The following is a 26436-nucleotide window of genomic DNA, read 5'->3' as shown; positions in this document are numbered from 1 at the left end:
TAGTTCAACTGACTGGCATTAAAGAAGGGCAATGGTGAGAGCCGAACAAATTATGCAGCCATAAGCCAACTATATAAGCCAGTGACGACTTTTAATAGTCCACTACCGATTAATATCTAAAAGTGATATATTTAATCGCACAGCTACGCATGAATATGGGAATTGAAATGCATTCTTTGCTTGTTCGCTCGTTATCTATTTTTACCTTTTGTTGGATTGTTTCAGGTTGTTCGACGCCCGAACGGCTAATTTCAAATGAAAAGCTAAATAGCGAGTTTGGCAACTACATAAATAGCTACGAGAATGATCTAACGAAAGCAGCTAGCAAAAGTACAGCTCGTATCTATGACGAATATGTATCAAACGACAAACAAACATACGACATTTTAGTTCTTTCAGGCGGAGGGGAGTTCGGTGCGTTCGGTGCTGGTTTTCTGCAAGGTTGGGGAAACGTAAACAGCGACGGTATGGAGCGACCTATTTTTGATAGCGTTAGTGGTGTAAGTACAGGAGCTCTGATTGCGCCTTTTGCATTTGTTGGAACTGAAGAATCCTACTCTGAGATTGTTAGCCTGTATAGTAACCCAGAAAAAGATTTTATAGTGCCCAATTCAGTGTTTAGTGTTCTTGGAGGTACTGAAGCATTTTATGATGCATCCGTGTTACATCGCCGCATAGCAAACAGCATAACGCCTACACTTGTATCCGGTCTAGCTACTGGAGATCAGGATAATAGAGTTCTTTTAGTTGGAGCAACAAATATTGATTATGGCTTGATGCGAGTTTGGGACTTAACAGATATAGCGAACAATAACTCGTTTGACACAGCCAAAGAAAGCATCGTAGATAAATTAACCGCATCTTCTGCGCTTCCTGGTGCATTTCCTCCCGTTGAAATTAATGATTTTTTATATGTTGATGGTGGAGTATCGATGCAGGTAGTAAGCGGTGTAAGTGACAGGCAGTGGCTGTATAACTCTGACGCTAGAGGGTTGGAGTTTGTTGAAGAGCACAAACCCATCACGCTAAGAATTTGGGTCATTATCAACAATAAGTTGATGCTTGAGCCTGAAGTAACCCAAAGAATTTGGTCAGATATAGCTTCCAGAAGCTTATTTGCTATTATGAGAAATTCAACCTTACAAACTATACTAGATATAGAAACATTCTCTCAAATGATTAATCAAAACAAGTTGTTTGACGTTGAAATGCGCTACGTAGCAATTCCACAGTCCTTTCAAATTCCAGAGACAGAAAACATGTTCGATAAAGAGAAAATGTTAGATCTGGTCGAGCTCGGCCGTAAGATGGGTGAAGCTCCTGGTAGTTGGAAAACTAGAGCGTTATTACCTGGTGCTCCCTTTGAAAACTAAATCATAGATTGATCTAACATCAAGAAGGTACTGTCAAATTAACTAAATTATGCCTCACTTTCTCGGCTGAATACTTATTAACTAGCGGAGACTCCAGACCATGTAGAAAAAGCATCCGATCTTCGACTTTTGTAAAATTCGGCACTACACAAGTGTCTTTGTAAATTGAAGATATTATACATTGAAGAGAAGTTACTAAGATAACGCTGCGCATGTGCCCTGCTTTTGAATTTTCTCATTTTCCGCTCTCTCACCCTTGTTGGTTCCTCAGAACTTTCACACCGATTATTATGATACTTGCTATTGTCGTGAATGGATTCTGGAACAAGCTCACTGTGAGCAACATTATAACTGCAAAGTTTATCTGTTACTATTTTCCAAAGGCTAACCCCTTGATTTATAGTTAATAAACGTTTAAAGAAACGCACTGCCGCTTTTCTATCTCTTCTTTGCTGTACAAGAATAGCGATAACATCACCATCCTGATCTACCGCTCGCCAAAGGTAGTGACGCTCACCACGAATGTTGATATACACCTCGTCCATGAACCACGTATCACCAAATCGACCGGCGTTTTTCTTGAGACGCTTGCTATAAATACGTCCGAATTTGTTGCACCAATACCGGATAGTTTCGTAACTTTCGCTAATGCCTCGCTCTGCTAGTAGGTCTTAACCATCCCTAAAACTCAAGCTAAAACGCTAGTACAACCAGACGGTGTGTCGGATAATTTCAGGAGAGAATCGATGTCTTTTATATATGCTCATACGGAAATACTGCTTTAGCATCGGTTAATTTGACAGTATCCGTTCGCTAGCTATTTTATGATGAACGGCGGTAACATTCTTGTGTTAAGAGACATTCTTGGTCACGCCGATATTAGTATGACAATGCGTTACGCCCACTTCGCTCCCGACCACCTAGCCGATGCTATTACCAAAAATCCACTCGCCACTTAATAACTGAAAGCAAATTTTTAAAGTTGTGTCGCCACTTTGTCGCCACTTGCCCTTTTTTAGACAAAAAAAGAGCCGCTAAAAGCGACCCTGTTTTGTGCAAAATTTTACGATTACCGTGAGTTTTATTCTTTACCGTAAACGTTGTTCTCTTGCTCTTGCACGCGGATAAATGTTGTACGTTTAGTTAGCTCTTTAAGCCTTGCTGCGCCTACATAGGTGCACGTTGAACGTACGCCGCCGAGGATGTCTGAAATGGTTTCATGAACGCTTCCACGAAACGGAATAAGTACGGTTTTACCTTCTGCTGCGCGATACTTCGCGACACCACCAGAATGCTTCGCCATCGCGCTCTCGGAACTCATGCCGTAGAATTTCATGAAGGTCTTACCTTCTTTTTCTACCGTCTCACCACCGGACTCTTCATGTCCTGCTAGCATTCCACCAAGCATAACAAAATCAGCACCGCCACCGAACGCCTTAGAGACATCCCCTGCACAGGCACAACCACCATCACCGATAATACGACCACCTAATCCGTGAGCAGCATCAGCACACTCAATAATAGCCGACAGCTGAGGATATCCAACACCTGTTTTAACTCGGGTTGTACATACAGAACCAGGGCCAATTCCGACCTTAACAATATCCGCACCGGCTAAGATAAGCTCCTCAACCATGTCTCCGGTTACTACGTTACCAGCCGATATTACTTTGTCCGGAAAAGCGGCTCGAACTTTAGTTACATACTCAACCAAATGCTCAGAGTAACCGTTCGCTATATCTACGCAAATGAAAATAATTTCATCTGTCATCGCCATAATATCTTGAGTTTTCTTAAAATCCGATTCTGAAGTACCTGTCGATACCATGACGTTATTCAGTGTCTTCGAGTCAGCACCGTCGATAAACGTTTTCCAATCATCAACACTGTAATGTTTATGAACGGCTGTCATAACATTGTGTTCCGCCAAGGCCGCAGCCATGTCGAAAGTGGCAACTGAATCCATATTCGCTGCAATTACTGGGACACCTGACCATTGACGACCGCTATGCTTAAATGTAAAGTCGCGGGTTAAGTTTACTTGAGAACGACTTTTTAACGTTGATCGCTTAGGGCGAAACAATACATCTTTGAAGCCGAGCTTAAGTTCTTGTTCGATACGCATTGTGCAATTCCTTGTTTCAGTGACTATGTGCCTTAAACCAAGCGTTAATACTTGTACGATTTTGGTTACCTTTGGCAGAAGGTTTCCAACTTTCAGGCACAAAAAAACCGGAGCGTTGGCAGACGCTCCGGTTTTCAGTATTATAGGCCTCGAAATCGGCCTGACAAGTCTGATAATTGAAAAATTTTTATGATATCCTTACAAAGATTCCAAATTCACAACTCTGTTTACTTCACGTTAGCCACGCAAATAATTCAAATTAAGTTATATTTTTCAATGAATTATATGCAAGGAAACACTTTTACCTGATCAAACCGACTCTATCAACATGGGCTGTTTTTACGTCGCGCAACTAGTCAACTTTAAGTGATAGTTTAAGTAATCAAACTGACCTTCATTGTTTTATATCAAAAATTAATTTTCAGTAAGTAAGACAATACGGTTTATCACGCATGTTTTTTGTCAAATAGGATGTTTGTTATGGCAGATCCACATATTAAATCGGAAATGGATTGGCTCGATCATTTAACCGTTATCATCTACCGATTAGGTTTTACGTTCTGTTTTCCTGTTATCGCATTATTGCCGTGGGCGATAGATTACCGCATAGAAAACCTAGTCTTTATATGTGCAATAATGTGTGCTTCGTCTCTCCATATATACATGAAACCATTCAGACTTCTTTTGCAAATGGCCACATGGATTGGATTGATCTTCGTATTGTTAGGCTTTCCCGAAATAGGAATGGGGGGCATTTATTACCCTTGGAGGCCTCTGCTTTAAAGAGTATTTCTGTTTCAAAGTCCCTGGCTTACCCTTCCAGCCTTTATTACTCGCAGCATTATGGTTTTGTTTACAGATCGACGCAGACTTAGCGAGTAAAATACTAGCCACCCTATCCTCACTACTATTCCTAGTTGTAAGTATTGCAAAATGGCGCATGCCGAGACACTTTGATATTGGTGACAAAACTAAATATGATGTCTGAAAACCAAAAAAGCGGTTATCTTTTGATCAACCGCTCTTTCTAAAAATTGACGTATCTTTAGGCTACAAACCGTTCGCCAAACACCTTAAAGGAACAAATAAGTCAGCCGCTAGCAATCCTCGCTCACCATCAGCTTCTGCACATATATCTGCAGCGGTCGCATGAATCCAAACGCCGACTCGGGCTGCTACAGCGAGAGATAAGCCTTGTGCTATTAAGCCCGCTATAATTCCGGTCAATACATCGCCCATACCACCTGTTGCCATTCCAGGATTACCATTTTTACATACCCAATATGCATCGCCATCGTAAACAACCGTCCCAGCCCCTTTTAAAACCACAACGCCACCATATTTCAGCTGTAATTTTTTAGCACTTGCAAAACGGTCTCGCTCTATCTCTAATGTGGTTGAGTTTAACAGCTTAGCGGCCTCTCCAGGATGTGGTGTTATCACTCTACGACTATTAAAGTCTGGTGTTTTAGCTAACAAATTAAGACCATCAGCATCAACAACAATCGGCTTTTCCACTGTTCTAGAATAACCAACAAGTGAACGCCCCCAACTTGAGTTACCAAGCCCGGGTCCTAATGCGATAACGTCCGTCCACCAGAGATGGTCGTTAATTTCATTGCTATTTCCACGCCAATCGAAGACCATTATTTCAGGCCGTGCGCTAACCAATGCCGATACATTTTCTGGTTGCGTGACAACTCTTGTGATACCCGCACCAACGCGAGCACAGGCTTCGGATGTTAGACGTATCGCACCAAACATGCCTCTGTCTCCACCTAAACAGAGTACACGTCCAAAGTTTCCTTTATGGGAGGCTTTAGGACGCTTAGTGAGATGTTGATTAACTTCAGCTTTAGAGATTAAACTGATGTTAGTCGGGTTTTCTTTATTAAATGCATCAGAAACTCCTAAGCCAGAAAACACAATTTCACCGGTATAGTTTGCTGATAACCCAGTAAAAAGACCTCTTTTCAGGCCAATAAGAGACACCGTATGTGTCGCCTCGACACATTCCCCAGAGACAAAACCAGTATCGGAACAAAGCCCAGATGGTACGTCGATAGAAACCGCATCAGCGTCGCTAAGATTAATATGGCTGATCACTTGAGCATACTCTATGCTCAGTTCACCTTCGAAACCGGTACCGAGTAAAGCGTCTACGATTAGATCGCATTGTTTAGATGTAACTTCTTCCAACGTTTCTATCTTGCCACCAGCACGAGACCATTTTTCTTGTGCTATTTTTGCATCGCCTTTTACACGATTAAGATCACCTATATGCACCAAGGTGACGTTGTAACCTGAAGCTTTGGCGAGTCGAGCGCTAATGTATCCATCACCACCGTTATTACCTGAACCGCAAAAAATATGGATATTGTGATTATTTGGATAGCAACGTTTAATATGTTCAAATACTGCCTTACCGGCTCTTTCCATCAATTCGAACATTTCGATACCAAGCTCAGTACTTAACTTTTGCTCGCCTTCTTTTACCTGCTGCGCGGTGTATAAAGCTTTTGCTTGCATTACCACAATGACTACTCCCTACTTCATCTTATTTGATGTCCATCATCGCTTCTGCTGTTGCGTCTTGAATCGACAGAAACAGTGATTTAATCTCTCCTGTTGGAGTTCTCATTGGATTTAAAGTCACATTCTGATACATATAATCAGCTTGTTGGGTTATGGGTCTTACGTTCCTACATTTAAACAAGTAGGGTCTTTGTCTCCAGGTAATAAAGCTACGGCAACCTAGGTCAAAAACTGGCTTTGCCTTGATTAAAAACCACTCTTGAGGAATTTCAGGGAATACATCGAATATAGACTGACCTATAACATCATGTGCCTGTTTTCCGCTGTGGTGTATCATAAAGCCATTCCACACTTGAATATTAAAATCTTTATCCAAAACAACAAGACCCAAGTCTACGTTTTGGACCATATCTACCATCCAATGAAATTGCTCAAATTCAGCGGGTAACCCTATCATTAAAAATCCTCCATAAGATAAGAAAGTTTGTTATCTAAAATTGGTAAGGATTCATCAACAAACATAAACAACAAGTCACACCTAATACTAGTATTATCGATGTTGTAACTCACTTCAAATGTCATGGTTTTTTGGAACGATCCAGATGTAGATTCTATTACTGATTGAATAGGTATGTGCTGACCAAGAAGTACAGGCTGTCCTTGGAAAAAGCGTACTTCAGCTTGCTGACCCAAACCATTTAAAAAGGAACCAACCAATATATTGGAGACATCCATAAGTAGTTCAAGTTCTTCAAGCTCTACGCTATCTGCTGGGACTTTCATCAAACGTTTCAAATCAGAAATGCTAGAGTCACTCAATAGAACCAATGCTTCACCCGCGATACCTTCTCCACTAAAGCCCTGACAGACACCGGAAACTTGGTCATTATCAGCGAGATCGATTAGTGCCATATGTAACTCTGTTACCTCGAAAATATTTACATTCGGCAAAGGTAGATGGACAAATACATCAAAGTGCCTAGCTAGCGCATCTGCTGCTCGACCTATAGATACGTTAGCCACTTCCATATAAACATCTCTCCTCTTCAAAATTGGGAGTTCAGTTGGTTTATTGGAAGCAACGAGAGGTATTTCCTCTGTCTTAACAAGAGCGCGCAATACAGCTTTTAAATGCTCTTTATCCATCGGTTTTTGAATAAAGTCTCTCGCGCCTAATTGTTCAACTTTTTGTTTTGCTTTTGGTTGTATATCGCCAGACACGACGACAACATCGATATCAATTTTACGCTTTTGTATCTGCTCTAACGTACCAAAACCATCCAACTCAGGCATGGTTAAGTCTAAAAACATAAGTTTAAATTCTTGCTGTTCAAGCTTTTCTAATGCGTCTAATCCATTAATGGCAAAAGTAATCTCGGCATTCAAGGAAGCAGGTAGCGAGCGAGCCATCTGTTTTCGGGCTAAAGCAGAATCATCACAGATAAGAACTGGATAGGACATATACCACCATTATTTTTGCACTGATTTATATAACAATATCTTACCAGATATATAACAAAGCATTGCAGTAATTAGCGATTAATGCAAAAAAGTCAGCCTCAATTTGGCTGACTTAATTAAAATATTTAGCTTGGTTATTCAGTTACGAGTTTATTGTGGCCAAAGGGTAAGGACCAGCACCCGAAGTATAACGGCGAAAACAACCAAAGATATGCCAAGGCGATACCATTTATACTCTGCAATTGATAAAGGAACACGCTTATAAAACATAGTTACAACCCCTTTCCAATCACTACTTCTTTTTCCGTATAAAAGGATACTTGTCATCACGAAAACAATACCAAATACCAGAAAACCTTTTTCAATCCAAAATAGACTGCCTTCCATGACTTATCCTTAACTTATCCGACTTACACATCACTATTTTATCTTTGAATGGTAAATAAAGCAGTTGGACCATAGTCTAATAATCATTCTCTTGTCGACATTTAGACACAAAAAAAGCCAGCATTTTGCTGACTTTTAGCTGTTAGGTAAACGCTAACGTTAGGCTGTAGTTACTTTCACTTTATTAGCGGGTACTTTCGTTATGCTGTCTCGGTAGCTGAACCACAAAAAGGTAACCACCAAAGAGAAAAACAGGTAAGACAATGCAAAAACTAATGGGGAAGTGATTATTGATGTGTGCACACCAATAGCAATACCAATGGTGGTGATTATCAGCTTTGAAAAAATGCCACACAACAACAGCAATAAGGCCAACTCAGGAAAACGTGTCGTCCTAAATGCAAACCAATAACAACTACCGACGGCTAACGATGCGACAGTCAAACCCAACATAAAAGAATGCAAGTGATCCGCTGATACTACACCGGCAGAAATTGAAGCCATCAAAACCAGAAAAAGTTTCATAATTTACCTCTCATACGACTACTTAGGGCATCCTTTCATAAATGGAATCTTATTTTCCAGAGCATTTTGCCTGTTTTCGTTCAAAAAACAACCCCTGTTATGCAAATATCTCTGAACCTTTTATTTACTCACGTTATTAATTACATTTAATTAACATAAATCATCTGTAACAATCTGTTATTACGACTTATTTATCCACCAATAGAAATAAGTTAAGTAATTGTAACAGCATATTTTTTACACTTAATTTGTAATTATTTATGTCATTCGTTACAAAACCCTTACACTTTTGGTTGTCTTAAGTATAAAAACAAAAAAACCAGCACAATGCTGGTTTTTGAAATAACGATGACTAAATACGACCGCGGAAACTAAGCGTAATTCGTGGTCGTTTTTTCATATCAAACGACAATGTCAGCCTCAACCCTTCTTTTAACTAATTAAATCGTCAAGCTCAGTCATACTTTCAATTTCTATGGTGTCACCGTCAATTAACGGGCTATATATACTCGATTTAAAGTGAATAGTTTGAATACCTGCGTTGAGACCGGCAATGACGCCTTTTTCTGTGTCATCAATGTACACACATTCGCTTGGGGAATACCCCATGCTCATTGCAGCATAAAGTAATAAATCAGGATCTGGCTTCCAACTGTTCGCTTCAAAAGCAGAATAAACCTTACCTTCAAACCGCTGGAGCAATCCGGTCATTTCAAGTGAAGACTCAATTTTATTCTTTGGACTGTTTGAAACAACGCAATATTGAATATCCTTCTCGGTTAAGCGATCAAGTAATGGGTTAATCCCACTGACTGGCTGTAATTCGTTACTAAATAGATGCCGTACTTGCTCTCGATATATAGGTTCTACAACATCTAAAGAGACATTAATGTTAAGACGCTCCATTGTTGCTGTTAAAATATCGGCTACTTTGCCACCTTCGAAGTGTTTCATGCAGTCTTCAAAATCAAACTTTTCTGCATAGGTGGAGAACACATTTACTAAGGCCTTACAGCATAACTTTTCGCTATCGACTAGAACGCCGTCACAGTCAAAAATAACACACTTAGTGTTGCTTATAATCTGCCCCATTGAGCCCCCTGCATGCGTTGTTTAACAAAGATTATGACGTATCTATGGCCACTATCGAAACAGCTTTTTATCTGTTTCGCAGTAGAATCGTCTGATTTACTATCTTCTAATAATGAGTTGAGAAAAAGAAAGAACAAGAAGTAACAAGGAAGAATGGCGGTCAGGCACGTTATTATCGTAGGAAGTTTAGGACCGATCACTTTAATAGAGAAATAACGACTAAAAAACAAACGAAAAAATTTAAGCGATAGGTACTATTACTTTGCTAATAGATTCTTGTTTAACGTACCTTTTTACAATCGAGTTGATAAAATGATCGATGGCAATAGGATTAGCATCTTCAGAAATTAAATCTGATATCAACAATTCTTGGTTAGACCGTGTTGCAATACCACAAATAATTGCATGAGTCGATTTGAACCCTACATATAAATCGTGGCTTTCTGAAAGAACAATCTGAGCAAAAAACTCCAACACATGATTTTGTTCTTTTGTCTCTAGCCAGAATTTGGATTGTAATTGAGCAAACATTATCGTTAATCTATGGAAATCTACTAAATAAACCTCATCTAACACTGACTCGATTTGATGCTCGGTGTTTAGTGATGCTAATTCTCTATATTGTGTTGATTTCTCTCGTTCAATATATAAATCCCTGCCCAAAATGCTCTCTGGGGTTGGAAAATCAACGTCAACTTGGGCTAATAACCAGCGGTGTTTTTTTTCAACTAATTCTATTTTTGAAATCATATTAATTTAATTCAAATCTAATGAGCGGTATTGTTCTCAAATCTCGTATAAATCGCGACTACACATTCTTGAGCCTGAGTTAGAAGAACACAGCATACAGAGCATGAATGTCATCAACAAGTACCCGACCGTTTATCTGTCTTAATTGGAGCTTCATTTTTATCTATTTACTCCAATTACGGTAAACACCAATCGAATCGCAAGTTAGCCTACACTTTTAGTGTTTGTCTACTCTTTGTTTTTTAGAGATTAATAATGAGGCTCTGTATGTTAGACTTATTCATTATGTTCAGATCTAGGATTGATGATGAAAAAACGAATTTTAGTCGCCAGTATGGTTGCATTGTTAGCTGTAGGCTGCTCAGACAACGAAGTAGGTGATGTAGGGCTTGGCTGGTTTACCTTGAAAGACATTAAAATATCCAACTTGGACGATGATAAAATTTCTGGTGTGACTTGCCATATCGCTTCTATCGAAGCAAATCTTAGCTTCTCTGACCCTAGCGATAGTTCTATTTCCTGTCGTCAAACTGGCGAAATTACGCCTGAGATGATCGCAACTATAGATAAAAGTAAATCCGGAGAGGTTGTCTTCAAACAATCTAAAAGTATCTTCTTCAAAACGATGAAAGTTAGACGCATCTACGATGCAGAAAACCAGACCCTACTCTACTTGTCTTATACAACCAAAGAGACCGAAGGAAGTTTCAAACATAGTCTTTCTACTGTGCCACTTTGGGGAACAAAAGCATATATTGAACCAACACAAACGACAGTGGCTCAATAAAGGCTTTACCTTTTTCTAAAAAAATAAGGGATTGGCCATAACCAATCCCTTAATAACATTCTATTGTCTAACCTAACTATTAACTGAAAAAATCCACTTGATGTTTTAAGTCGCTTGATTGGCGTTTTAGGGTCTCGGAGCTTTGCGATGTTTGTGACGAAACGTCTCGAGTTTGCTCATTCAATTCACTAATATCGGATACATTTTCGGCTATTTCCTGCGAAACTTGCGCTTGCTCTTCTGAGGTTGCAGCGATGGTTTCTGATTGAGACGATATAGAACCTACTTGCTCAACTATCGATTCCAATGCCATTCCTGCTTCACCCGCCTGTTCAATAACTAAGTTCGCGTTTTCCTGACTTGTCTTCATCAATTCAACAGCCCCTGATGTTGACGTTTTTAAATGGCCAATAATAGATACTACTTCTTGTACAGAATTTTGCGTTCTATGGGCAAGTGTTCTTACTTCATCAGCGACTACCGCAAAGCCCCTACCGTGTTCTCCGGCTCTAGCAGCTTCAATGGCTGCATTCAATGCTAAGAGATTAGTTTGGTCTGCAATTTCATCGATCATTTTCGTTACTGCTTGTATACTTTCGCTCTCTTTAGCAACGGATTCTATCGCTTCGGCGGAGCTATCTAACAAGTCATTAAGATCTGAAATATCAATACACATTTTTTCGACTAAAGACATACCCGACTGGCTAGACTCATCGGCCTCTTTTGCGTTAAGAGCAATACTTTCCACTTGCTCTGCAACCGACTGAGCTGATGTTGCCATTTCTTCAATCGCGGTGACGACTTGTTCAACGCGCATCTGTTGTGCTTCCGATTGTTGCAATGATTGATTCGCATCATTTGACACACTCTGTGCTTGGGAAGATACCAAATCACTTGTCTGTCTAATTTCAGAGACCAAGCTGTCCAACTGGGATGCCATCGTAGATACACCATTAGTTAAACGGAAAATTTCATTCTTTGTGTTACTGTCTTCGCTTTTGATTTTAAGACTTACTTCACCTTTCCCAAGCCTTTCTACACTTCCTGTCAATTGAACTAACGGTTTGACAATTCTTCGATTTAGAAAGTAAGTAACTATCAAGAAAGTAAATACGCCGACTAAAGCAGAAACGACTACGATGATTTTAAGTAACTCAGCGCTTTCTTTGGTTACTTCATCAACATAGGTACCACCAAGAATCTTCCAATTCCAACCCGCAACGTCCGTATACACAACGTATTTGTCACCGGTTTGCCCACTCACTGTATGCGGGTATATAGCGACGCCCGTTGATTCATTGAAAATGTCTTTTAAAGGTTGATTTCCATCTGCATCAACAAACCTTTGTATCACTGGATCCGATTTTTTCCATTTCGGGTGGAATAAAAACTCCCCTCGATGATCATCTTCGTTATCAACAATAAAGGTATAACCGGTATCGCCCCAAGTGATCCTGCCAAGTTTAGAAAAAGCCTCTTGAGTCACTTGATCAACTGGCAAGCCAATAAACGACAGGCCTAACAGAGTGCTGTCACTAGAAATAATTGGTGCATAGTAGGTTAGATAAAGATTACCAAATAACTCTACTTCAGAATAAAACGGTTTCCCATTTACAAGGTTATTATAACCAGGGTGGTTTTTGCCTAACAATGTCCCCGTCGCGCGCTCACCGGCCTGGTTTTTTAACGATGTAGATACTCTAATAAAGTCATCGCCAGAAGGGGCAAAAAGTGTTGCGATGGCACCAGTATCACGAGTAAACGCATCCACAAGCTTGGTGTCGCCTATCAATGACTCTCCAAAATGGGTTATGTCACGGAACATATGCCCTTTAAATTCTACTTCTGAAGTTTCTAGGTAGATGCCAGACAAATAGCCATTTCTAAACGCAGATTCAAGCTTTTCTGCACTGGACAAAAGTGTATTAAATTCACCTTCTAAAACTTGTGAAAGTGATTCAATACGATTTTGATGTTCGGTTAATGTTTTATCGAATAGTACTTTAGATGCATTCTTGTATGCCACGACACCAATTATCACGAATGCAATAATAAGACAAACAGATATGATCAACCTAAGTTGAAAGCCAACACCTGTATTTTTATAGTTCACCATCTGAGTTCTCTTTGAATATTGTATTTTGAATCGAAGGTTTTTCTTTGTTGTTGCATCCTATTATTATATTTGTAACCACCCAATGATGCATTTGGGATGCATATATATTACGACATAAACATTGAAACTATCAATAAGTCAGTAATCTAAAGTCGCATTTCTAGTAATCAGCCAAGATTAATGTCAATTCCGCTCTGCGATTACAAGCTTTGCCCGAGTTGGTCCCGTTTGTACACTCCGGCATATATTCACCATAACCTCGGGTAAAGACATTATTGGGATGGATCGAGTTGTTAAGTAACTGCAACTTAACTTCAGAAGCTCGTTTTTGGGATAAAAGCTCATTATTTGAAAGGTTGCCAGTATTATCAGTGTGCCCATCTATTACGATGTCCACATTAGAGTAACCTGACAAAAATAGGCCTAATTTTGATAACCAATCTTGAGAAGCAGGAGATACGGAGGCGGACCCAGTATTAAAGTTGATTTTTTGTCGCAGTTTTATCATCGTATGCCCACCAGAAAGTACTTCATAGGCAATACCTTGCTGAGATAGAAAGTTCACCAGTGAGTCCATATTGTCACTTCGTCTTTGACCATAAGGACCTTCAACTGCATTTTGATTTGCAGTGGAAGTGCTATTTTCTGCCCACTCAGGATGGCGTAATTGGTCGTCACTTAGAGGAGCAACATCGAGTGTTGAATACTCTTCCATTGCCCCACAGCCAACTAACGCTACGATAAACACACTGACTATCAATCTCATACCATCATCCAAGAAAAAACGTTCTTATCAAAAATATATCGGCTTAAATCTCTATTTCTTTATAGCATATACAATTATTTCTTAAAGTTAGTCCAATTTTATTATCGGGTTCTTTTCTAAGCTGCGTCCAGACTGTAGAATTGGCCGTATATTCCACTCATCGGCCTTTTGCATGTTAATTAATATTACTAAATCTTTTCTTTTGGTGGTTTTCACTTTGTTCACTGTAGCCTGTAGTGACAACAATACCCCTGAGCTTGGCAAACAATACAGTGTGTTACCAAACGACTTATCTTCACTAAAGCTAGCCCCTATTACTGAAGTTTTTTCTTTAACCTGTGGTCATTGTCGTAATATGGAGGCTTCGTTACCTGAAATTGAATCCCTTACCAATCAAAAAATCGGCAAAGTACACGTCACATTTAATCAAAGTGCACAAGTTAGTGCCATGCTTTATTATGCTGCCGTGATGCAATTAGATAAACAGCCAGACCACGACTTGATGGCAGCCTTATTTGAAGTTGTACAGCAGCAAGAAGGCACAATGGAGCAAAAACAAGCTCGAATTGAAGAGGTTTTTGTATCTCGAGGTCTGATCAGCCCGTATAATTTTGATAATTCACACGTAAGTGACATGGAGCAGCATTTGACATTTGCCGACGAAGTATCAAGAAAAGCAGATATCAACTCTGTACCTAGTTTTATTATCAACGGTAAATATTTACTTATCTCTGAAGGTCACAAAGATATACCAGATCTTGCGGCCACCATTAACTACCTACTATCTAAATCTGAATCATAAGGAACTCTTGTGTCTAAAATTATCTTTCCTATCGTTATTTTTGTACTTGCCGCGTTTTTTATCTATCGCACATGGAACAATCACAAGGCTGCCGACGAAAACTTTACTACCGGACAAACATTTTTAGAGAGTAACGCTAAAGAAGAAGGTGTAATAACGACAGAAAGCGGTCTTCAGTACAAAATATTGCAAGAAGGCACCGGAACCGAGCACCCGACAGCAACGAGCAAAGTCAAAGTCCATTACCATGGCACATTAATCGATGGTACCGTTTTTGATAGTTCAGTAGAACGAAATGAGCCTATATCTTTCGGCCTAAATCAGGTAATTAAAGGTTGGCAAGAAGGTGTCCAAACAATGGTTGTTGGGCAAAAAATACGTCTGTTTGTACCGAGCACTCTCGGCTATGGGAAAAACGGGACGGGACCTATTCCTCCTTCTTCTACTCTAATTTTTGATGTTGAATTGCTCGAAATACAATAACGATACAATATAAATTAGTATCTCAAAACAATAAGCCTTTAAAATGGCTTATTGTTTTTTGTATTGCTTTTTTCTTATCCAGTAAATGGACGTAGTTCAAATCCATCAGCAAGAACTAAAATGCAATCCATCTTCGCTGCATGTGCAGCTTGTTTTCCTAACTCTGTATCTTCAAATACAACACAAGATGCTGGTTCTAATCCCATGTTTTGCGCAGCTTGTACGAAGGTATCTGGGCACGGTTTAAAATTAACAACATCCGATGCAGTGACAATAGAGTCAAAATAAGCCATTAAATCACGCTCCTCTAACAGCCTTATCGCATTGTGTCTTTGACTTCCGGTACCAAGCGCCAGTTTTTTGTTTCCATGAACCTTCTTAAGTACATCAAACGTATGACGAATAACATTGCCCTGCTCTTCCAAAGACGAAAACGTAGTCATTTTAAAGTTTGCGACCGCCTGATAATCTAATTCGACACCGTAGCGAATACTAATTTCTCTTGCTATTGCAGGGCTTGGTTTGCCCCCTAAACCGTGAATCCAATCTCTGTCATACGGAAAGCCAAACTCCGTGGCAGTTGTCTCCCATGCATCAAGATGTGCTGGCATAGTGTCAATTAACGTACCGTCCATATCAAAAATCACACCTTCATATTGGGAAAGATCAATATTCATCCTACTTTTCCTGTAAAATTGTTAACTATCACAAAACTCTACCATATTTCAAACAACAGAGAATCTATTAAATCTACGGAAACATGAATGCTAAAAATCTCAAACACTGTCGAAATTTCCGACTGGGAAATTCAACTAACCGCTATACGCTCACAGGGTGCAGGTGGTCAAAACGTAAATAAAGTTGCAAGTGCGATACACCTGCGATTTGACGTTATACATTCGACACTTCCCGATTTCTATAAACAGCGTTTATTAAATATGAAAGACAGCCGAATTACCAAAGAAGGGGTGATCATCATTAAAGCCCAACAATTTCGGACTCAAGAGAAAAACCGAGAAGATGCTCTTAATAGACTGAAAGAACTTATCATATCCGTTTCTCATATAGATAAAGCACGCAGAGCTACTCGACCAACACGTTCATCTCAACGAAAAAGAGTAGACAAAAAAGTACTTAAAGGAAAAACCAAAGCGCTGCGTGGCAGACCATCAGCATATGATTAAACGCCGTTAACTTTTTAATTTTAACCATTGCTGTCTTTGCTGGTGAGTTTTAAACGTCCACGCAACAATTCGACTTACTTTTTGTCCTTGACTCATTTCTAGAATCTGTACATCGATAGCATTTACTTTTTCTAAGTTTTTCTTCATCCATCGGACATTTTCTTTTTTGGAAATAAGTGTAGAAAACCAAAGTACTTGGTCAGCGAACTCTCGACTTTCTAACACCATATTCTTAACAAACTCCGCCTCGCCACCAGTACACCATAACTCAGCTTTTTGCCCACCAAAATTAAGTGCTGGTTGCGTTTTTTCGGCTACTATATTTGCTGATTTCCCTCGCTTTTGACGGTTTAATGCTAAGTTTTTTATTTTCCTATCCGTACCTTGCTGAGCATCTGAAAGTGATTTATGAAAAGGTGGATTGCAAGTTGTGATGTCGTAATATTCACCTGGTAATATGATATTTTGGAAGAAATTCTTGCTGTCAGTTTGAAGTCGACATTCAATCTTGCCTTTAAGTGGTAAATTATTTGTCACTATCTCCTTTGCAGAGTGAATCGAAACAGGATCAATGTCGCTTGCAACCACACTCCACTTATAATCAACCACACCGATAATAGGATAAATACAATTAGCACCGACGCCGATATCCAAGACGCGAACAAGATGATGCTTCAGCCCTTTACTTTCATTACGAAGCAAATCCGCGACGCGATGAATATAGTCAGCACGACCCGGGATTGGAGGGCATAAATACCCTTCCGGAATATCCCAGGTTTTGACATCATAATATCGACAAAGCAACGCTTTATTGAGTAGTTTAACGGCCAAAGGGTTTGAAAAATCAATACTGTGCTCACCTCTAGGATTATTAGTTATAACCCTTTCCAATTCGGGCAGTGCCTTCACCAGATGTTCAAAATTGTAGCGCCCATGATGTTTGTTTTTTGGGTGTAGTCCAGCCGGACTGCTTACGATTTTAACCTGGATGGCGGTTTTCGTATCAATCGAGCGCTTTTTAAAAGAGGTGTTTTTTATTTTGTTCATGAAAGGCTACAAGGTTCGAATTCAGAAAGGAGAATAAAGAGCTTTACTACCTATTGTCAACTCTATCGATTCTGAAAAAATCTATACGCCTATACACTTAAACTACTTGCCTTTCTCGTATTGCCTTTATCGCGTCGTCAAAAGAGTCAAAGTAATAATAGTCACCGATGAGTTCAAGAACACCTGCCTTTTCCAGTTTTTTCTCAACTCTTGAGTTAGCTCCTGAAACCATAACGCGGATTCCTCGGCGCTGTAATTCTCTTATAACTTTGTCTAAAGCTTCTATCCCCGTTATGTCGATAAAAGGAACCCACTTTAATCGAATAACTAAATATTCTGGTTCAGTTTTGGTCTCTGACAATGTTCGCTCTAAACTATCAACCGCACCAAAAAAGAAAGGGCCATCAACGTTATAAACAATAGTGTCTTTAGGAAGTGATGAAATGCCTGTTAATACTCTTTCACTATTGATTAGTTCTGATGACTGCATAGACACTTCGACACTTGATGCCATACGACGTAAAAAATGAAGCGTCGCGAGAATGACACCGATATTAACGGCAACAACTAGATCGGCGAAAATAGTTAATGTGAATGTGATAAGCAGGACAACTATATCGGCTTGAGGTGCCGTTCGCATCATCTTAACAAAGTGTTTTGCTTCGCTCATATTCCATGCAACGACAAATAGAATTGCAGCTAAAGTTGCTAAAGGTATGTTGTCAGCTAAAGGAGCAAGAACCAAAACCACAATACCAAGAGTTATGGCATGTACAATCCCTGCAAGAGGGCTATTACCACCATTACGAATATTTGTCGCTGTGCGTGCTATTGCCCCCGTTGCAGCAAAGCCACCAAACAAAGGCGATACCATATTTGCGATTCCCTGCCCTACTAATTCTTGGTTGGAGTTATGTTTGGTTCCAACCATACCATCAGCTACAACAGCAGAGAGCAACGATTCTATTGCACCAAGCATCGCAATAGCAAATGCAGGACCAATAAGAGTAATCACCTGACTCCACTCAAAACTTAAAGGTTCAAATGAAGGCAAACCTAGTGGAATACCACCAAACGCTGTTCCTATTGTTTTAATACCATCAAATTGGAATATTGCTTGAGAAGCTGTTGCAAGGACTAAAGCAATCAAAGGAGCAGGGATTTTATTAACCCTGGGAAGCTTTGGGCACACTATTAGAAGCAATAACGATGTAACACCAAATAATGTTGTTGTTAAATGAAACTGCGGAAGCAACTGAATGAGCATAACTATCTTTTGGTGAAAATGTTCTCCTGTTACCGCTGGTAATCCAAAAAAATCACGCCATTGGCCTACCCATATAATGACCCCGATACCTGCAGTAAATCCGACAATAACAGGGGCAGGAATAAACTTTATAATAGAACCAAGTTTTGTCAGACCAAAGATGAACAATATTATTCCGGCCATAAAAGTGGCAATTTGCAACCCTATAATACCGTGTTCAGCCGTAATACCCGACAATATAACGATGAAGGCACCAGTAGGTCCTGCTATCTGTAGTCGACTACCACCAAATATAGACACACAAAAACCGGCTATAATAGCCGTGTAAATACCCTGCTCAGGTTTCGCGCCAGATGCGATAGCAAATGCCATTGCCAAAGGCAAAGCGACAACACCAACGATGACACCAGACAAAATATTATTCATCCAGTATTTTTTCTGTAGCAAGCCAGCTTTATACGCTTCTTTTAACGCTATCATTTTTCGACCTTACAGCTCTGTTTGCCTATTCGTATACTAAGTGAAAACTAACGGCAGAGACTATAACAATTAAAATGCTATAAAATGTTGATCAAAGATAACTAATTATATACAAAAACAGTGGTAATAAGACTCATGCAGGTGATCTAGGTCATATCTATGATTTAACCATTGAAATCGACTTTTCTAGGGTCAAAACTATCAAATCACGTTGCTCCAAATACTTATCAATAGGAGATTGGTCAGCTTCTACTTCAAGACATTGAATATGAAGTGCGTTCATTCCCATCGAACCCGCTGAACCCTTTAATTTATGCGCTAACTGCTTTACCAAGTCGGGTTTTAATTCCGTTACCGCTTCATCAATTTGGTTGATAATGGTGCTGCTACTGTTTTCAAATAGTGAAATTAACTCACTTACTTTTTCATTCCCCAATACTTCTCTATCTGCTTCTAATACTCGAGAATCAACCAATGTCTTCGAGTCTACTGGATTACATAATTGCTGTGGCAATTGCATTATTCTTCCTTCTAGAGTTGATTGGACGAGATTAAGCAATTTATTTTTGTCGATTGGTTTTGACAAATAAGCGTCAAAGCCCGCATTTAAGTAACCTTGAACTTCTTCATTAAATACATGCGCAGAAATTGCGACCATCGGTATACGTTGGCTTTCATCAATAAGTCCAGTCATTTCGATTGCCTTTAAGTCAGCTAATAGCTCGACACCATTACAATCTGGAAGGTTTATATCTAACAAAGCAATATCAAATTTTTGCTGTTTGAAAATAGACTTCGCTTGCTCTCCATTTTCAGCAATAACGACTTTGTGCCCATGATTTGTTAAAAAGCCTTCGGCTACAAGACGATTAACAGGATTGTCTTCTACCATGATTATATTGGCAATGAGGTTGTTTTCTGACCTTGCTGATGATTGCTCTGTCGTGATTTCCTTTGCAGGTTCTAAGGGGATAGAAAAGCTAAAAACACTTCCTTGGTTTAGTTGTGAACCTACCTCTAGATAACCATGTAATGCCGTCACTATCTTGTTACTAATCGCTAATCCTAACCCTGTGCCCCCCAATTTCGCTTTTGCACTACCAACTTGGGTAAAGGCATCAAACAGTTTATCCTTATCCTGTTCTGAAATACCGACACCGGTGTCTATTACTCGAAACAACACGTAACCTTCGTTGCGTTCATCCATTGAGACATTTACACTCACGCCACCGTATGACGTAAATTTAATAGCGTTACTAATTAAATTATTTAGAACCTGCGTTATTCGCGTCGCGTCGCCAAACCAGTAACCCCTAGCTTCCTTATCAACATGCATGGAAAAATCGAGTTTTTTTCCAAGGCATTACTTCTTTGAAGTTGATAAGCATCAGTAACAAGTTCAAAAAGGTTAAAGGCTTCTTTCCGTATTTCTAAGAAACCAGCTTCAATTTTTGAATAATCGAGCACATCATTTAATATGCCGAGCAATGCTGTCCCACTTCTATTAATAACATCGACATATTGCTCTTGTTTACTATTAAGTGGGGTTTCACCTAAAAGCGTTGCTGTACCAAGTACACCATTCATTGGTGTCCTAATTTCGTGGCTCATCGTTGAAAGAAAAGCCGTTTTAGCTCGGTTAGCTTGCTCGGCTTCCAATCTAGCTAGGTTATGTTTTGACACCTCTTGGTTTAACTTATCATTGGTTGTTCTAAGCTGCTTTGTCCGCTCAGTTATGGTTTGCTCAAGGTGCGCTTTATGATCTTCCAGCTCAGTTTTAGCTAATGCTTCACTTGCGGCTACAGTTTGAAGTTTCTCTGCCGTATCTCGTGCAGTAACGATAGCTTTGCCCATCTGGGCAAGCTCATCGCTACCTTTTACGTCAATATCAAAGTCGAGTTCTCCCTTCGCGACCGAACGAATAGCGTCAGAATAAATGTGTAGCTTTTTAACAACCGACAAATAAACCACATTCCAAAGTATAAAGCTCACCGCCACCAACCCAAATAGAGACAGAACAATCAACGACCATTTTGCGTAATTCAGTGTTTCACTTAAATCTTCTATCGCTAATGCAGTATCACTGTTTGATTCATCGACCAGTAGGCTGACTGTTTTATTCAATTCAGATAATTGAGTAAGGTTAAGAGCTTTTAAACTTTCCGCGTTTTCACTGTTGTCGTATCGTTGTTCTAAATAATCAAACACTTCTTTTTTTAATTCCAATTCATTGACAAGGGCTTGCATTTGTCGAGAACGAGTCGGGTCCTCTACAGACTGGATACGACGTTTGATAATTTCTACATTGTGATCAAACTCAACTCTGAGCTGCTGTATTCGAGTTGAATTTGTTAGTGTTTTTGCCTCTTCAATATGAGCAAGCATTTGAAAAGCTAGGAGATGTAATTCGTGTAAACGCTCAGATAGATCAAGGTCTACCTCTATCAAATTATCTAACGCTTGATAGACCGATTCTTTATCTTGTTCTTTTATTAAATTATAAATATTAGTCACGTTGGCGACGGCTATCGTACTTGTGTTTAATACTTGGGTTCGTGTTAGTGTTTCTAACTCTGCAGCAAGTTGACGCATCTCTTCAACTTGTAAAATAATTGCATGCTCTAAAAATATTTTTTCTTCTACAACAACACCAAGTTCAACAATGGTGTCTATCACATCCTGAACTCTATTTTCCAACCTTTCTAAAATAGCCACATCGAATGGCTTATCCCCAAGTTGTTTAATTTTTTCCAATAGCTTCTCTAACTGAGCAAAAAGCAGTAAACCAGCCTGTTGCCTTTCTTTTTCGGTTTTGGCGTTTGATAGAACCCCTAAAGAAGAGAGAATTCGGGAACTCTGTTCAGAAACTTCTCTTGCCTGAATCATTGCAGGTACAGACGAATCTATTACCTGTTTTTCTGTTTCTGCGACAAAAGAAAAACCAGAAGTTCCAATGACGACAGCCAAAATGAGCAAGCCCGCCATAGAGGCAAAGGACAAGAGTAGTTTTCTACCAATACTTGCTGACGCTAACAACATGTTTTGAGCCTTAAAAATGAATACTTCCTAACTTATACACAATAGGATATATTTTGTTAGGTGAATATCAATAACCTGTCTCTCTATCTATGACCTCGTGCTTTAGAAACTTAGCTGTAGGAAACGCCTGCGTAATTTTAGGGTTGCTGAGTACACCAATCGTTACTCAAGCTGCTGAAAAAATTTGCGCTATCTACCCCCACCTAAAAGACTCATATTGGCTATCTGTTAATTACGGTATGGTTAGCGAAAGTAAGCTTTATGGTATCGATTTAAAAGTATTCGAGTCCGGCGGTTACCCAAATCTAAACAAGCAACGCCAGCAACTCGCCAATTGTCGCGATTGGGGTGCAGATGCCATTATATTAGGGACGGTATCCCCTCAAGCCTATATGGATCAAATACCTAAATTGATAGGCGATATCCCACTGTTTTCGACGGTCAATAAACTTTATTTAGGCGAGCAAGACAAACCACAGTTCAAAGGTTCCGTTGGCGTTGACTGGTATTGGATGGGCTATAACGCCGGACAATACTTAGCGCAACAACACCCTAAAGGCTCGGGAAACGTTAAAATTGCTTGGTTACCCGGCCCTAAAATGAGTGGTGGAACTAAACCAAGTAATAACGGTTTCTATGACGCTATTCAAGATTCTGATGTCACTATTGTCAGTACACTTTGGGCAGACAACGACAAAGAGCTTCAACGTAACCTAGTACAGCAAGTACTAGAAGAAACGACCGTAGATTACATTGTAGGCAGTGCCGTTGCGATAGAAGCCGCTATAAGTGAAGTTAGGGCTGCTGGAAAAGAGAAAGACATTCGGCTTGTTTCATTTTACTTTAGCCACGGTATATATAGAGCGTTATTGCGTGACAAGGTTCTTTTCACATCAACAGATAAAATGGTCCTGCAAGGCCGACTTTCTATAAGACAAGCCCACGCCTTTTTGAACAAAATACCTTACAGTACAAATGAATCGCCGACCATTGAGACTTTAACGCCGAACTCATTGAAGAATACAATTACTCGAGATTCACTGTCTCCTTCTGAATTCAGGCCAACATTTTCAGTGACTCATGAGCAATAGCATATATAACAAACAACTCATTAGCCGTTACTAATTGCTAGTTAACCAAATAACTTATAAATCGATTGTAATAATATGGAATAACAAATGAAAACAACAACCAGAACCATTCCAGCACACAAACACATCGCGCTGGTCGCTCACGATCATTACAAACCCGAGCTACTTCGTTGGGTAGAAGAAAATAAAGATAAACTACAAAGTCACTTTTTATATGCAACTGGCACCACTGGCAACATGTTAAGCAAAGAAACCGGCTTGGCTATTAAAAGTATGATATCTGGCCCTATGGGAGGCGACCAACAAATTGGTGCGCTAATCTCTGAAGGCAAAATCGACATGCTGATTTTTTTCTGGGATCCACTAAACTCGGTTCCACATGACCCTGATGTAAAAGCACTACTGAGAATAGCCAGTGTTTGGAATATCCCGGTTGCAACTAACCGTGCATCGGCTAAATTTTTGTTTGAATCTAAGCTATTAGAACAAGAAGTCGTTATTGAGATCCCAGACTACCAATCTTATTTAGCCGACAGAACCTAACAAAGAGGGGCATATTAATGCCCCTCACTTCATTTCAATTTCTTGTTGATTTTGTGTCTATTTGTCACTCCAAACGGCCATTTCATTGCCACTTGGTTCTATAAAATGAAAACGCCTACCGCCAGGAAACTCAAATATATCTCTGTTAATTATGCCACCAGCCTCTTTAACCTCAGTAACACTTTTGCTTAGGTTATCACTGTAAAAAACAAGTAGAGCTCCACCTTTTTCTTGAACAGATACACCTTGAGAATAGTAGAAACCACCCGTTAAACCGATGCCAGTAAAGGCCATATACTCTTCACCATAATCTTCAAAGGTCCAGTCAAATACACGGCTAAAAAACGCTTTCGTTTTTACAAATTCAGTTGCTGCAAACTCGATATAGTTGATGGAATTGTGGCTAGGTTTAATATCATTTGACATAAAACTCTCCTAATTAACTACTCATTAAAATTGGATAATCATCGTTTAATAATTCACTTACAAAACAAGAAGGGTGTGAACCATGTGTAATCCATACGTGCTCTTTTGCTCTCGTCATAGCAACGTAAAATAGACGCCTTTCCTCGGCATGTGCATAATTATCATTACCTTCACATAACACCATATTTAAGTGTTTATGTCTCTGACTTGGCGGAAACTGACCATCATCCACAGAAAGTACAAACACATAATCAGCTTCTTTACCTTTACTAGCGTGGCAAGTCATAAAGTCTAATTTTAAGTTATAAAAACTTTTTTCCATTCACTTAGTAGCTCTGGTTTATGGTAATGGTTTCTACCTAACAAGAGGACTGTTTTATTCTTTTTGGCTTTCCGATGAAGTTGGTCTAATACTTTTTCTAAACGTTTGTTGCTACAGATAGTGATCGACTTTTGTTTTTGAATAAAATGGCTATTCAGTTCTTTTTCTAATTGATTCGGATTTTTTTGTATGAACTTATTTGCCACCTCTGCGATCATAGAATTAAAGCGATATGTGGTATCTAAATGGTGGACAGACGAGCTTTCAAAGCGTTCTGCAAAACCCGTAGTAAGATCAACGTCAGCACCTGCAAATTGGTAGATGGATTGCCAATCATCACCAACAGCAAAAAGGCTCGATTGCAACTCTCCCTTTTTGTTCGTGCATAGCGCGTCAATAAGCGCGATACGATCTGGGGATGTATCTTGGTATTCGTCAACCATAATATAGCGCCAAGGTGAAGAGAACTTCCCTTTTACTACGTATTCAGTCGCTCGAGTGATCATCGTATAAAAATCGAGTTTATCTTCTTCTTTTAGCATTTGTTGCCATGCTAGATAGCAAGGCCATACTAAAGCGAGTTCGCTATTTAACCTTGGGTACTCAACTTGGTCTATCAACCTTTGTTGCAATTGCTTCTTAGATTGATGTGTACTGCACAGTTGGTCTAACTGGCATTCTAACCAGCTAATCAGTTTTGGATTTTCTGATTGACCAGATAGTTCGTCATCACCCTTTAAATACGCTATCGGCCATACCGAAAGGTGTTTACGCCAACGTTTTAAATTTGTGTCTGTCTGCCAATGAACCTTTAACCAGTCACTACACCATTTAAGTTTACGTTTAGAATCCGTACAAAAAGGGCTTATTTCTACTGAACGTTGTTCTACGCTATTTATAATATTGAGCCCAAGTTGATGGAAAGTGTTCACGGTGACATCAAGAGCACCAGAACCAATCTTGATTTTTAAACGTTGCTCCATCTCTTTAACGGCATCTCGACCAAAAGCCAACATAAGAAGTTGATCTGGTTGAGCAAGATGGCTTTGAAGTAAATACGCTATACGAGCAGTGAGTACACTCGTTTTACCTGCACCCGCACCTGCGAGAACTAAGTTATTATCATTGTTAAGTAAAACGGCATGCTGTTGTGAAATATTAAGTGGCGAGGTTTCAATTTGTGAGAAAAGCACTTCCCAATTGAGTCTTTCTGTTTCTAACCAACGTTCGTTTCTATCGTCTACTAAATGCTCAACATCATTAACCCACGATAATATATCGCTCATGGTATTTGGCATTCTTTGAACAGCTTCGTCTAACGATATATTTATAGCCCTTAGCTGTTCAAACACTTCTTCTCGCCATGCATAAACATCTGAATCGCGTAAGTAAGCAGGCTGTTTCTGTAGCAATTTAAGCTCTTCTTGCCATTTGGGAATATAGATCTTTAGATTTCTGCACTGCTCTGCGTGCCATTCTTTATAGGCTTTTACAGCGTAGTTTGAGAAGCTCTTACATTCACTCCATGGTAACCCCTGCACTAACCAAGCCGTTGCACTCTCTTCAACAGGGTGTGCGTAAAACGTTAACGTCCCCCAAAAAAGGCCCCGTTCAATCGTTATTTCACCATTCCATATAGAAAAAGGAATTCTTTCTTCTTTGCTACCAGAAGATATTATTAGGTGTTCACCTTCAATCAATACATGGCTGTATTCTTTTTGGACAAAAAACTGAGCGTTGTCACTCGCCTTTAATTCCATATCCTATACACTCTTTGCAAAATCAAATACTTTCAGCTTGAAATAGTACAACTATTTTATGCTCAATAGTTAACT

23 protein-coding genes and 4 pseudogenes are annotated in these 26436 nt (G+C 39.5%); 10 read left to right on the top strand and 17 right to left on the bottom strand.

Features of this window, described 5'->3' with window-relative positions; all coding sequences use genetic code 11:
• The first annotated feature begins 167 nt into the window (after window positions 1-167).
• Window positions 168-1373 carry a patatin-like phospholipase family protein gene (locus tag PGX00_RS22080; protein ID WP_272140628.1) on the top strand — a complete coding sequence of 402 codons (1206 nt, stop codon included), beginning with the start codon at window positions 168-170 and terminating at the stop codon, window positions 1371-1373.
• Between the two features lie 77 nt (window positions 1374-1450).
• Here the strand turns inward: PGX00_RS22080 and PGX00_RS22075 are convergent.
• Window positions 1451-2029: pseudogene (locus tag PGX00_RS22075) on the bottom strand (IS6 family transposase); the annotation flags it as partial.
• A 144-nt stretch (window positions 2030-2173) separates the two neighbouring features.
• Here PGX00_RS22075 and PGX00_RS22070 point away from each other — a divergent pair.
• Window positions 2174-2332 (top strand): annotated as a pseudogene (locus tag PGX00_RS22070) (site-specific integrase); the annotation flags it as partial.
• A 122-nt stretch (window positions 2333-2454) separates the two neighbouring features.
• On the opposite strand, the gene PGX00_RS22065 reads toward PGX00_RS22070, so the two are convergent.
• Complete coding sequence (locus PGX00_RS22065) at window positions 2455-3498, bottom strand: GMP reductase (protein WP_272140626.1); 1044 nt, start codon at window positions 3496-3498, stop codon at window positions 2455-2457.
• A 480-nt stretch (window positions 3499-3978) separates the two neighbouring features.
• On the opposite strand from PGX00_RS22065, the gene PGX00_RS22060 reads away from it, so the two are divergent.
• Both PGX00_RS22060 and PGX00_RS22055 read left to right on the top strand, forming a co-directional pair.
• Window positions 3979-4281: a hypothetical protein gene (locus PGX00_RS22060; RefSeq protein ID WP_272140623.1), complete on the top strand. Its 303-nt coding sequence runs from the start codon at window positions 3979-3981 to the stop codon at window positions 4279-4281.
• Entirely contained in the window at window positions 4256-4486 is a 231-nt protein-coding gene (locus PGX00_RS22055; protein WP_272140986.1) for a DUF2301 domain-containing membrane protein, read from the top strand. Before PGX00_RS22060 ends, PGX00_RS22055 begins: the two co-directional genes overlap by 26 nt.
• Window positions 4487-4548: 62 nt before the next feature.
• On the opposite strand, the gene PGX00_RS22050 is transcribed toward PGX00_RS22055, so the two are convergent.
• From PGX00_RS22050 to PGX00_RS22020, 7 genes are all read right to left on the bottom strand, one after another.
• The gene (locus tag PGX00_RS22050; protein ID WP_272140984.1) at window positions 4549-6027 is read right to left on the bottom strand and encodes an NAD(P)H-hydrate dehydratase; all 1479 of its coding nucleotides are present in this window, start codon (window positions 6025-6027) and stop codon (window positions 4549-4551) included.
• A 28-nt stretch (window positions 6028-6055) separates the two neighbouring features.
• Entirely contained in the window at window positions 6056-6490 is a 435-nt protein-coding gene (locus PGX00_RS22045; RefSeq protein WP_272140621.1) for a PAS domain-containing protein, read from the bottom strand.
• Window positions 6490-7494 carry a response regulator gene (locus PGX00_RS22040; RefSeq protein WP_272140619.1) on the bottom strand — a complete coding sequence of 335 codons (1005 nt, stop codon included), beginning with the start codon at window positions 7492-7494 and terminating at the stop codon, window positions 6490-6492. Before PGX00_RS22040 ends, PGX00_RS22045 begins: the two co-directional genes overlap by 1 nt.
• Window positions 7495-7644: 150 nt before the next feature.
• Window positions 7645-7881, bottom strand: coding sequence for a hypothetical protein (locus PGX00_RS22035; RefSeq protein ID WP_272140617.1), 237 nt, complete (start codon window positions 7879-7881; stop codon window positions 7645-7647).
• 159 nt (window positions 7882-8040) lie between these two features.
• Window positions 8041-8406, bottom strand: coding sequence for an NADH:ubiquinone oxidoreductase (locus tag PGX00_RS22030; protein ID WP_272140615.1), 366 nt, complete (start codon window positions 8404-8406; stop codon window positions 8041-8043).
• 432 nt (window positions 8407-8838) lie between these two features.
• The gene (locus PGX00_RS22025; protein WP_272140613.1) at window positions 8839-9498 is read right to left on the bottom strand and encodes an HAD-IA family hydrolase; all 660 of its coding nucleotides are present in this window, start codon (window positions 9496-9498) and stop codon (window positions 8839-8841) included.
• Between the two features lie 240 nt (window positions 9499-9738).
• Window positions 9739-10248: a flavodoxin gene (locus tag PGX00_RS22020; protein WP_272140611.1), complete on the bottom strand. Its 510-nt coding sequence runs from the start codon at window positions 10246-10248 to the stop codon at window positions 9739-9741.
• A gap of 307 nt (window positions 10249-10555) precedes the next feature.
• On the opposite strand from PGX00_RS22020, the gene PGX00_RS22015 reads away from it, so the two are divergent.
• Window positions 10556-11035, top strand: a complete 480-nt coding sequence (locus PGX00_RS22015; RefSeq protein ID WP_272140610.1) for a CreA family protein — start codon at window positions 10556-10558, stop codon at window positions 11033-11035.
• Between the two features lie 79 nt (window positions 11036-11114).
• Here PGX00_RS22015 and PGX00_RS22010 read toward each other — a convergent pair whose 3' ends face one another.
• Together PGX00_RS22010 and PGX00_RS22005 are read right to left on the bottom strand one after the other, a co-directional pair.
• Window positions 11115-13151, bottom strand: a complete 2037-nt coding sequence (locus PGX00_RS22010; protein ID WP_272140606.1) for a methyl-accepting chemotaxis protein — start codon at window positions 13149-13151, stop codon at window positions 11115-11117.
• A gap of 160 nt (window positions 13152-13311) precedes the next feature.
• Window positions 13312-13917 carry an OmpA family protein gene (locus tag PGX00_RS22005; RefSeq protein WP_272140604.1) on the bottom strand — a complete coding sequence of 202 codons (606 nt, stop codon included), beginning with the start codon at window positions 13915-13917 and terminating at the stop codon, window positions 13312-13314.
• 172 nt (window positions 13918-14089) lie between these two features.
• Between PGX00_RS22005 and PGX00_RS22000 the strand changes: the two genes are divergently transcribed.
• Both PGX00_RS22000 and PGX00_RS21995 read left to right on the top strand, forming a co-directional pair.
• A complete protein-coding gene (locus PGX00_RS22000) occupies window positions 14090-14719 on the top strand; it encodes a thiol:disulfide interchange protein DsbA/DsbL (protein WP_272140601.1) in 630 nt (209 codons plus the stop codon).
• A gap of 9 nt (window positions 14720-14728) precedes the next feature.
• Complete coding sequence (locus PGX00_RS21995; RefSeq protein WP_272140599.1) at window positions 14729-15202, top strand: FKBP-type peptidyl-prolyl cis-trans isomerase; 474 nt, start codon at window positions 14729-14731, stop codon at window positions 15200-15202.
• A 74-nt stretch (window positions 15203-15276) separates the two neighbouring features.
• Here the strand turns inward: PGX00_RS21995 and PGX00_RS21990 are convergent, their stop codons facing one another.
• Complete coding sequence (locus PGX00_RS21990; protein WP_272140597.1) at window positions 15277-15879, bottom strand: beta-phosphoglucomutase family hydrolase; 603 nt, start codon at window positions 15877-15879, stop codon at window positions 15277-15279.
• Between the two features lie 87 nt (window positions 15880-15966).
• On the opposite strand from PGX00_RS21990, the gene arfB reads away from it, so the two are divergent.
• Entirely contained in the window at window positions 15967-16386 is a 420-nt protein-coding gene (gene arfB, locus PGX00_RS21985; protein WP_272140595.1) for an alternative ribosome rescue aminoacyl-tRNA hydrolase ArfB, read from the top strand.
• Between the two features lie 6 nt (window positions 16387-16392).
• Here the strand turns inward: arfB and rlmF are convergent, their stop codons facing one another.
• From rlmF to torS, 3 genes and pseudogenes are all read right to left on the bottom strand, one after another.
• The gene (gene rlmF, locus PGX00_RS21980; RefSeq protein ID WP_272140593.1) at window positions 16393-17433 is read right to left on the bottom strand and encodes a 23S rRNA (adenine(1618)-N(6))-methyltransferase RlmF; all 1041 of its coding nucleotides are present in this window, start codon (window positions 17431-17433) and stop codon (window positions 16393-16395) included.
• A 97-nt stretch (window positions 17434-17530) separates the two neighbouring features.
• Complete coding sequence (locus PGX00_RS21975) at window positions 17531-19180, bottom strand: SulP family inorganic anion transporter (RefSeq protein ID WP_272140591.1); 1650 nt, start codon at window positions 19178-19180, stop codon at window positions 17531-17533.
• 157 nt (window positions 19181-19337) lie between these two features.
• Window positions 19338-22219, bottom strand: a pseudogene (torS, locus tag PGX00_RS23085) (TMAO reductase system sensor histidine kinase/response regulator TorS).
• A gap of 89 nt (window positions 22220-22308) precedes the next feature.
• Here torS and torT point away from each other — a divergent pair.
• Window positions 22309-23310, top strand: a complete 1002-nt coding sequence (gene torT, locus PGX00_RS21960) for a TMAO reductase system periplasmic protein TorT (protein WP_407702408.1) — start codon at window positions 22309-22311, stop codon at window positions 23308-23310.
• 87 nt (window positions 23311-23397) lie between these two features.
• On the top strand, window positions 23398-23853 hold the full coding sequence (locus PGX00_RS21955) for a methylglyoxal synthase (protein ID WP_272140582.1): 456 nt from the start codon (window positions 23398-23400) through the stop codon (window positions 23851-23853).
• A gap of 57 nt (window positions 23854-23910) precedes the next feature.
• Here the strand turns inward: PGX00_RS21955 and PGX00_RS21950 are convergent, their stop codons facing one another.
• A complete protein-coding gene (locus PGX00_RS21950) occupies window positions 23911-24279 on the bottom strand; it encodes a VOC family protein (protein ID WP_272140580.1) in 369 nt (122 codons plus the stop codon).
• 13 nt (window positions 24280-24292) lie between these two features.
• Window positions 24293-26361, bottom strand: a pseudogene (gene helD / locus PGX00_RS21945) (DNA helicase IV).
• Window positions 26362-26436: the final 75 nt, after the last annotated feature.

The organism is Vibrio algarum, from assembly GCF_028204155.1.
Taxonomy (GTDB): Bacteria; Pseudomonadota; Gammaproteobacteria; order Enterobacterales; family Vibrionaceae; genus Vibrio; species Vibrio algarum.
This window is presented reverse-complemented; position numbering and strand designations above follow the sequence as displayed.

Coding starts and splice junctions, on each gene's coding strand:
- PGX00_RS22010 (WP_272140606.1), bottom strand. CDS start 13,151: ATGGTGAACTATAAAAATACAGGTGTTGGCTTTCAACTTAGGTTGATC.
- rlmF (WP_272140593.1), bottom strand. CDS start 17,433: ATGAACAAAATAAAAAACACCTCTTTTAAAAAGCGCTCGATTGATACG.
- PGX00_RS22035 (WP_272140617.1), bottom strand. CDS start 7,881: ATGGAAGGCAGTCTATTTTGGATTGAAAAAGGTTTTCTGGTATTTGGT.
- PGX00_RS22050 (WP_272140984.1), bottom strand. CDS start 6,027: ATGCAAGCAAAAGCTTTATACACCGCGCAGCAGGTAAAAGAAGGCGAG.
- PGX00_RS21975 (WP_272140591.1), bottom strand. CDS start 19,180: ATGATAGCGTTAAAAGAAGCGTATAAAGCTGGCTTGCTACAGAAAAAA.
- PGX00_RS22005 (WP_272140604.1), bottom strand. CDS start 13,917: ATGAGATTGATAGTCAGTGTGTTTATCGTAGCGTTAGTTGGCTGTGGG.
- torT (WP_407702408.1), top strand. CDS start 22,309: ATGACCTCGTGCTTTAGAAACTTAGCTGTAGGAAACGCCTGCGTAATT.
- PGX00_RS22040 (WP_272140619.1), bottom strand. CDS start 7,494: ATGTCCTATCCAGTTCTTATCTGTGATGATTCTGCTTTAGCCCGAAAA.
- PGX00_RS22025 (WP_272140613.1), bottom strand. CDS start 9,498: ATGGGGCAGATTATAAGCAACACTAAGTGTGTTATTTTTGACTGTGAC.
- PGX00_RS22080 (WP_272140628.1), top strand. CDS start 168: ATGCATTCTTTGCTTGTTCGCTCGTTATCTATTTTTACCTTTTGTTGG.
- PGX00_RS22020 (WP_272140611.1), bottom strand. CDS start 10,248: ATGATTTCAAAAATAGAATTAGTTGAAAAAAAACACCGCTGGTTATTA.
- PGX00_RS21955 (WP_272140582.1), top strand. CDS start 23,398: ATGAAAACAACAACCAGAACCATTCCAGCACACAAACACATCGCGCTG.
- PGX00_RS22045 (WP_272140621.1), bottom strand. CDS start 6,490: ATGATAGGGTTACCCGCTGAATTTGAGCAATTTCATTGGATGGTAGAT.
- PGX00_RS21950 (WP_272140580.1), bottom strand. CDS start 24,279: ATGTCAAATGATATTAAACCTAGCCACAATTCCATCAACTATATCGAG.
- PGX00_RS22065 (WP_272140626.1), bottom strand. CDS start 3,498: ATGCGTATCGAACAAGAACTTAAGCTCGGCTTCAAAGATGTATTGTTT.
- PGX00_RS22000 (WP_272140601.1), top strand. CDS start 14,090: ATGTTAATTAATATTACTAAATCTTTTCTTTTGGTGGTTTTCACTTTG.
- PGX00_RS21990 (WP_272140597.1), bottom strand. CDS start 15,879: ATGAATATTGATCTTTCCCAATATGAAGGTGTGATTTTTGATATGGAC.
- PGX00_RS22030 (WP_272140615.1), bottom strand. CDS start 8,406: ATGAAACTTTTTCTGGTTTTGATGGCTTCAATTTCTGCCGGTGTAGTA.
- PGX00_RS22060 (WP_272140623.1), top strand. CDS start 3,979: ATGGCAGATCCACATATTAAATCGGAAATGGATTGGCTCGATCATTTA.
- PGX00_RS22015 (WP_272140610.1), top strand. CDS start 10,556: ATGAAAAAACGAATTTTAGTCGCCAGTATGGTTGCATTGTTAGCTGTA.
- arfB (WP_272140595.1), top strand. CDS start 15,967: ATGCTAAAAATCTCAAACACTGTCGAAATTTCCGACTGGGAAATTCAA.